The following is a 6,278-nucleotide window of genomic DNA, read 5'->3' as shown; positions in this document are numbered from 1 at the left end:
AGAATTGGGCATGTTGGTATTATTTATTCGATTGGTGATGACGGCATTAAATTTATCCACGCTTCATCCGGTAAAGCACACGGCGTAACCATTACCAATTTTGAAGGGCATTATCGTTCTAGATTTATGAAAATTGTAAGTATTCTTTAATCTACTTTTTATATTTCCACATTCGGGTTTTACCTTCTCCAATCCACATTAAAGCTGTTTCCAATCTTTTTAGTTTTGTAGCTTCTGTTTTAGCTTCTTCGAGCCAAAGCACATAATCCTTTTTCCTGTGNACATTCGGGTTTTACCTTCTCCAATCCACATTAAAGCTGTTTCCAATCTTTTTAGTTTTGTAGCTTCTGTTTTAGCTTCTTCGAGCCAAAGCACATAATCCTTTTTGTTAGAATAGCTAAAATTTTGAAAAATACCTAAAGCAGCTGGGTCTTCCTGTAAGGCATCAATAAAATATTTAGGAACTTCTATTTCTTTTTTACCTGTCTGTTTAGGTTTTGAAGGCAATTTAATACCATCTTCATTTAATTGAATAGCCTGCTGTATGTAAGCGATTAACACATCATCATTAGGCAAATCTTTAAAAGATTTTATTTTTCCAAGCCAGCCCATAGATTCGTTACGTTCTTTAAATATTTTAAATTCATCATCCATTAAAGAAGCTTTCCAGAAGCCAAATGCGCAATGGTTTTTAAATGCAGCCATGTGACAAACCGTACCTTTAAAATCGAAAAAAGGCATACTCCATTTAATTTTTTCTTCGATCCTCGCATCTGCACAATGTACCAAATTTCTTAAATGTTCTAAAATTGGTATCGCAAACTCGGCAGAGTTTACAATATATTGGTCAATGGCTACAATCGTATGCATAACTAATTGATTTAAACCTAAATTTACAGTAAAACAATTTTTAAAGCAAGTTCCACATCACCCCGATGTAAAAAAGCTTGAGCCAGTTCATGCAACTCTCTTTCCCGGTTTGTCGCATCGCCAATCGTAGCATCTAAAACTTCCTTCACCTCTGGTAAAAGATTTACCAAATCAATTTCTTCATCAGAAGGCAAATTTTCTACATTACCAAGCATACCTAAATCATTACCATTAAGCACTTTAGAAAACCTAACAGATTGAGGCAAACTATCTACACCTATTCCCAATTTCGCTAGTGGTTTTGTCACTTTAAAAAGATTATCGGCTGTAACTCTGCAATACCAATCTCCGCCCAATCTAGCAACTAAATCTATTTTTTGCTGGTCAATTTTGCCCTTATCGTCTAATATATTTTCGTTTATATGAATTAATTTAATTTCTGCCAAAATCAAATTACCAGAACCATTTGTATCGCCTAGGGGAATAACTTCGTTAATTACGCATTCAAACTGTACCGGCGCTTCGGCAACTCTTGGCGGTTTTACAATATCTGACTTAACCATCGTAAAACCGGCTTTCTCAAACTCGTTTATACCTTTCGCATATTCTGTACTGGCTAAACTCATTTGCTGTACCATATCGTAATTCACAATATTGATTACACATTCCTTAACTTGTAAAACATTTTCTAATGTATGTTTTGTTGTATTATCACGAACTCGCCTGGCAGGAGAAAAAATACAAATTGGTGGTTTCGTGCTAAACATATTAAAGAAACTGAACGGACTTAAATTGACATTTCCATCAGCATCAATTGTGGATGCAAAACAAATTGGACGTGGTGCTATTGCATATTGCAAATAATCCTGTAATTGTACAGCTGTTAAATCTTCAGTTTTTAGTGTCAGCACAGTTCTTAGGGTTAAAGTGTTGAAAGGTTTTAAAGTTGAAATGTTCTAAAGTGTAAAATTCTTATACTGATAGTTCTATTTACCGCTTTTTAAAAGCTTCTTTTTCTTTTCAAAATCTCTTAAGTAATCAATTAAACGTTTAGTTTTTGATGAAAATTCTATACATTTCTCATAAAAAAAGAATAATCTTTTTCTTTCATTTTTAATGCTTCTTTCAAAATAATTATCTTATTCCTAAATTCTCCTGAAGAACCTTTTGCATAAATTAAAAACCGTACAAAATCTGGATTATTATTATACTCAAATCCTTCTGCAACATTGTCAGACATAGACATTGCTGCTCTACGAAATTGATCTTTTAATCCAAAATCTGAACGTATTGGCTCTACATCTGAAACTCTGTAAGCTTCGACAGCTATTTGTTTAGCAATTTGCCAAATCTCCATATCTTCAAATCTTTCAATTTTAGCCACACTATTTCATTTAATATCCAAACAATTAATAAACCTAAAACATTTCAACTTTACAACTTCTAAAACATTAGACTATATAAAACTTACTACTTCTTTAATTTAAGAATCGAAAAATCAGTATCGGCTTTTGTAATTGTATTTGTTAAAGCGCCCAACCCTGTAATTTCCATCTCAACCACATCGCCCGGTTGCAACCATTGTGTTTTATAATTTGGGTCGTTTAATAAACCTGTTCCATTTAACTCTAAAAAACAACCTGTTCCAACGGTTCCCGATCCAATAACATCGCCAGGAAGAATATCTACACCGTAAGCGCAACGCTCTATAATTTCGGCGAATGTCCAGTCCATATCTGCAGCATTACCACTAGAAACCTCAATTCCATTAACACGACAAGTCATTTTAAGATTATACGCATTACCAGTATGACCATCTTTAGCCGCAACTTTATATTGTTCCAATTCATCTGGCGTTACCAACCAAGGACCAATTACAGTAGAAAAATCTTTTCCTTTTGCAGGCCCAAGGTTTAACAACATTTCTTCCATTTGAAGTGTTCTTGCACTCATGTCGTTCATTACCATGTAACCAGCAATGTATTCATCTGCTTCTGATGCTTTAATATTTCTACCTTTTTTACCAATAACAACGGCCAATTCTAATTCAAAATCGAGTTTTTCAAAATGATCAGGCATGCATTCAATTTCTCCTGTGCCTTGTATTGCATTATGATTCGTAAAATAAAAAATTGGGTATTCATCAAATTGAGGAATCATATCTACTTTACGATTGCGACGAGCAGCCGCAACATGCTGCCGGAAAGCATAACCATCTCTACAGCTTGTTGGATGAGGAACTGGAGCTAAAATTTCGTAGAAAATCTCTTCTTTAGCTTGCAGGCTACCATCTTTAATTTGTACATCAACCTTTTTTGCCCTTTCCATTAATACTTCTCCGCCTTGCAAAAATTCGTTCATATTATCAGGAATCAACTTATCGCAACTGTTTAAGTTATAGATGTGGCCATTTACGTAAACGCCAAGATGCTCTCTGTCTTCGGTTTTGTAGGATACTAATTTCATCTTCTTTAGATTTTATTTTTAGTTGTAAGATGGAGCCTTTGATGATTTAAACAATTGTTTTAATCAAGCCGGGTTCATTATGTGATTTGGTTAAATACGTGGTAAAGCTAATAATTAGCTCAAGAATTAAAACAAAAATTTAAAATTTATTGAAATCTAAAAATTTCATCTTTTAAATAAAATGCTTACTTTAGCAGCATCAAAACCATGATTTTAAAAGCATTACATATAAATTTAGTGAACGACGCCATCGCTGCCCGTCGCTATAAAATGCTATCTAAATTAATCATGGCTCAATATTCTTTGTAATTTCTTTTACAATTCCCTTTGATTAAAACGCATTGCCGTTTTAATTGTTTATTTAATAAGATTTTTTCCTAACCAAAAAATAATTAATATGCCTGTTTATCATAAATTAGGGCAAATTCCTGCAAAACGACATACGGTTTTTCGCAAGCCTGATGGGAATTTGTATGCAGAAGAATTGGTATCAACCGAAGGTTTTTCTAGCCTTTACTCGCTGGTTTACCACTGCCACCCACCTACTATCGTAAAACATTTAGGTGAGCCTTACAATGTTGAGCCAAAAATTGCTCGCGAGAAACACCTTAAACACACCAGTTTAATTGGTTTTAAAATTAAACCTGAAGATGATTATTTAAAAAGCCGTAAACCAGTTTTGGTTAACAGCGATTTACATATCGTTTTGGCTGCACCAAGAAAATCGATGACAGATTATTTCTACAAAAACAGCCAGGCTGATGAAATGATTTTTATACACGAAGGTTCGGGTAGGTTGAAAACTGGTTTTGGAGAAATCAAATTTGCTTATGGCGATTACCTGATTATTCCAAGAGGTACAATTTATCAAATGGAATTCGATAGTGAAGAAAACCGCTTGTTCATCGTAGAAAGTTTTAGCCCGCTTAGACCCCCAAAAAGGTATTTAAACCAATATGGGCAATTAATGGAATATTCGCCTTACTGCGAACGCGATTTGAGGTTACCCGAAAACCTAAAAACTCATGATGAATATGGTGATTTCAAAGTGCTGATAAAAAAACAGGGATTAATTTATCCTTACACTTATGGTACGCACCCTTTCGATTATGTGGGCTGGGATGGCTACCATTATCCTTATGCATTTTCTATTCACGATTTTGAGCCAATAACTGGTCGTCTGCATCAGCCGCCTCCAGTTCATCAAACTTTTGAAGGCCATAATTTTGTAGTTTGCTCTTTCGTTCCTCGTAAGTACGATTACCATCCAGATTCTATTCCAGCGCCTTATAATCACAGTAACGTAGATAGCGATGAGGTTTTATATTATGTTGATGGAGATTTCATGAGCCGTAAAAGCGTGGTAAAAGGACAGATTACTTTACATCCAGGCGGAATTCCTCATGGACCTCATCCCGGAACGGTAGAAAAATCTATCGGTAAAGAAAAAACAGATGAATTAGCCGTAATGATAGACCCTTTTAAACCCTTAATGCTAACACAAGATGCATTGGATATAGAGGATGAAAACTACCATAAAAGCTGGCAGGAAAATGTAGAATAAGACCAGGATTTAAAGATTTTCAAGATTAAATAAGATTTAACGTTTAAACCTTACAACTCCCGATAGCAATTGGGATAAATATTACAACACTATGAGCACACAAACATTCGCAGAGAAAATAGCTAAAGCCCAAGATTTTTTACCAATTAACGGAACAGATTATATAGAATTTTATGTAGGAAATGCTAAACAAGCAGCTCACTACTACAAAACCGCATTTGGTTTTCAATCTCTTGCTTATGCCGGACCAGAAACTGGCGTACGCGATAGAGCATCGTACGTTTTACAGCAAGGAAAAATCAGATTGATTTTAACCACAGCTTTAAAATCTGACCATCCAATTTCTGAACATGTAAAAAAACATGGTGATGGTGTAAAAGTTTTAGCACTGTGGGTTGACGATGCTTACAGCGCATTTGAAGAAACCACAAAACGTGGGGCAAAATCTTACATGGAACCAAAGACCATAACAGATGAGCACGGAGAAGTTAAAATGAGTGGTATTTACACTTATGGCGAAACGGTTCACATGTTTATCGAGCGTAAAAACTATAGCGGACCTTTTATGCCAGGTTATCGTGTTTGGGAAAGCGATTATAAACCTGCAGATGCCGGGCTTTTATACATCGACCATTGTGTTGGCAATGTGGGCTGGAACCGTATGAATGAGGCTGTACAATGGTACGAAGACGTTATGGGTTTTGTAAATATTCTATCTTTTGACGATAAACAAATCAACACTGAATACTCAGCTTTGATGAGCAAGGTGATGAGTAATGGCAATGGTTTTTCAAAATTCCCGATAAACGAACCAGCAGAAGGCAAGAAGAAATCGCAAATTGAAGAATATTTAGAATACTACGAAGGCGAAGGCGTTCAGCATATTGCAGTAGCAACCAAGGATATTGTTACTACAGTAAAAGAACTCAAATCTCGTGGTGTTGAGTTTTTAAGCGCTCCGCCAGAAGCTTATTATGATATGATGCCGCAACGTGTTGGTAAAATTGATGAAGAAATTTCACTTTTAGAAAGTTTGGGCATTTTAGTTGATTGTGATGAAGAAGGTTATTTATTACAAATTTTCACCAAACCTGTTGAAGATCGCCCAACGCTTTTCTTCGAAATTATTCAAAGAAAAGGTGCTCAAAGCTTTGGTGCTGGTAATTTCAAAGCATTATTCGAATCGTTAGAAAGAGAACAGGAATTAAGAGGAAATTTGTAGCTAGAAGAGTAAGGAACAAAGAGCAAGGATTAAAGATTAGGTTTAAAAATATGGGTATGTAAAATAAACTGTGTCAAATCTAAAGTAATGCTTCTCAAAAAAAATCTAGTTCAAATCTAATATCATTCTGTCAGGAAACCAAATGGCAAGTTTCTG

The 6,278-nt window shown here is 35.0% G+C and carries 7 protein-coding genes; 2 read left to right on the top strand and 5 right to left on the bottom strand.

What is annotated here, in order from left to right:
- Positions 1 to 151 precede the first annotated feature (151 nt).
- The 5 genes from ACFOUY_RS00040 to ACFOUY_RS00020 all read right to left on the bottom strand — a co-directional run bounded on the left by ACFOUY_RS00040 (position 152) and on the right by ACFOUY_RS00020 (position 3,336).
- Positions 152 to 262, bottom strand: coding sequence for a hypothetical protein (locus tag ACFOUY_RS00040; RefSeq protein ID WP_378958394.1), 111 nt, complete (start codon positions 260 to 262; stop codon positions 152 to 154).
- A complete protein-coding gene (locus ACFOUY_RS00035; protein WP_378958393.1) occupies positions 220 to 870 on the bottom strand; it encodes a YdeI/OmpD-associated family protein in 651 nt (216 codons plus the stop codon). The genes ACFOUY_RS00040 and ACFOUY_RS00035 overlap by 43 nt, the downstream gene beginning before the upstream one ends.
- A gap of 23 nt (positions 871 to 893) precedes the next feature.
- A complete protein-coding gene (locus ACFOUY_RS00030) occupies positions 894 to 1,781 on the bottom strand; it encodes a flavin reductase family protein (RefSeq protein WP_378958391.1) in 888 nt (295 codons plus the stop codon).
- Positions 1,782 to 1,939: 158 nt separating this feature from the next.
- Positions 1,940 to 2,254 carry a four helix bundle protein gene (locus ACFOUY_RS00025; RefSeq protein ID WP_378958390.1) on the bottom strand — a complete coding sequence of 105 codons (315 nt, stop codon included), beginning with the start codon at positions 2,252 to 2,254 and terminating at the stop codon, positions 1,940 to 1,942.
- A gap of 86 nt (positions 2,255 to 2,340) precedes the next feature.
- Positions 2,341 to 3,336, bottom strand: coding sequence for a fumarylacetoacetate hydrolase family protein (locus tag ACFOUY_RS00020; RefSeq protein ID WP_378958389.1), 996 nt, complete (start codon positions 3,334 to 3,336; stop codon positions 2,341 to 2,343).
- Between the two features lie 397 nt (positions 3,337 to 3,733).
- On the opposite strand from ACFOUY_RS00020, the gene ACFOUY_RS00015 reads away from it, so the two are divergent.
- On the top strand, positions 3,734 to 4,900 hold the full coding sequence (locus ACFOUY_RS00015; protein WP_378958387.1) for a homogentisate 1,2-dioxygenase: 1,167 nt from the start codon (positions 3,734 to 3,736) through the stop codon (positions 4,898 to 4,900).
- A gap of 91 nt (positions 4,901 to 4,991) precedes the next feature.
- On the top strand, positions 4,992 to 6,122 hold the full coding sequence (hppD, locus tag ACFOUY_RS00010) for a 4-hydroxyphenylpyruvate dioxygenase (RefSeq protein WP_378958385.1): 1,131 nt from the start codon (positions 4,992 to 4,994) through the stop codon (positions 6,120 to 6,122).
- Positions 6,123 to 6,278 lie beyond the last annotated feature (156 nt).

Source organism: Pedobacter jamesrossensis (assembly GCF_042650905.1).
Classification (GTDB): Bacteria; Bacteroidota; Bacteroidia; order Sphingobacteriales; family Sphingobacteriaceae; genus Pedobacter; species Pedobacter jamesrossensis.
This window is presented reverse-complemented; position numbering and strand designations above follow the sequence as displayed.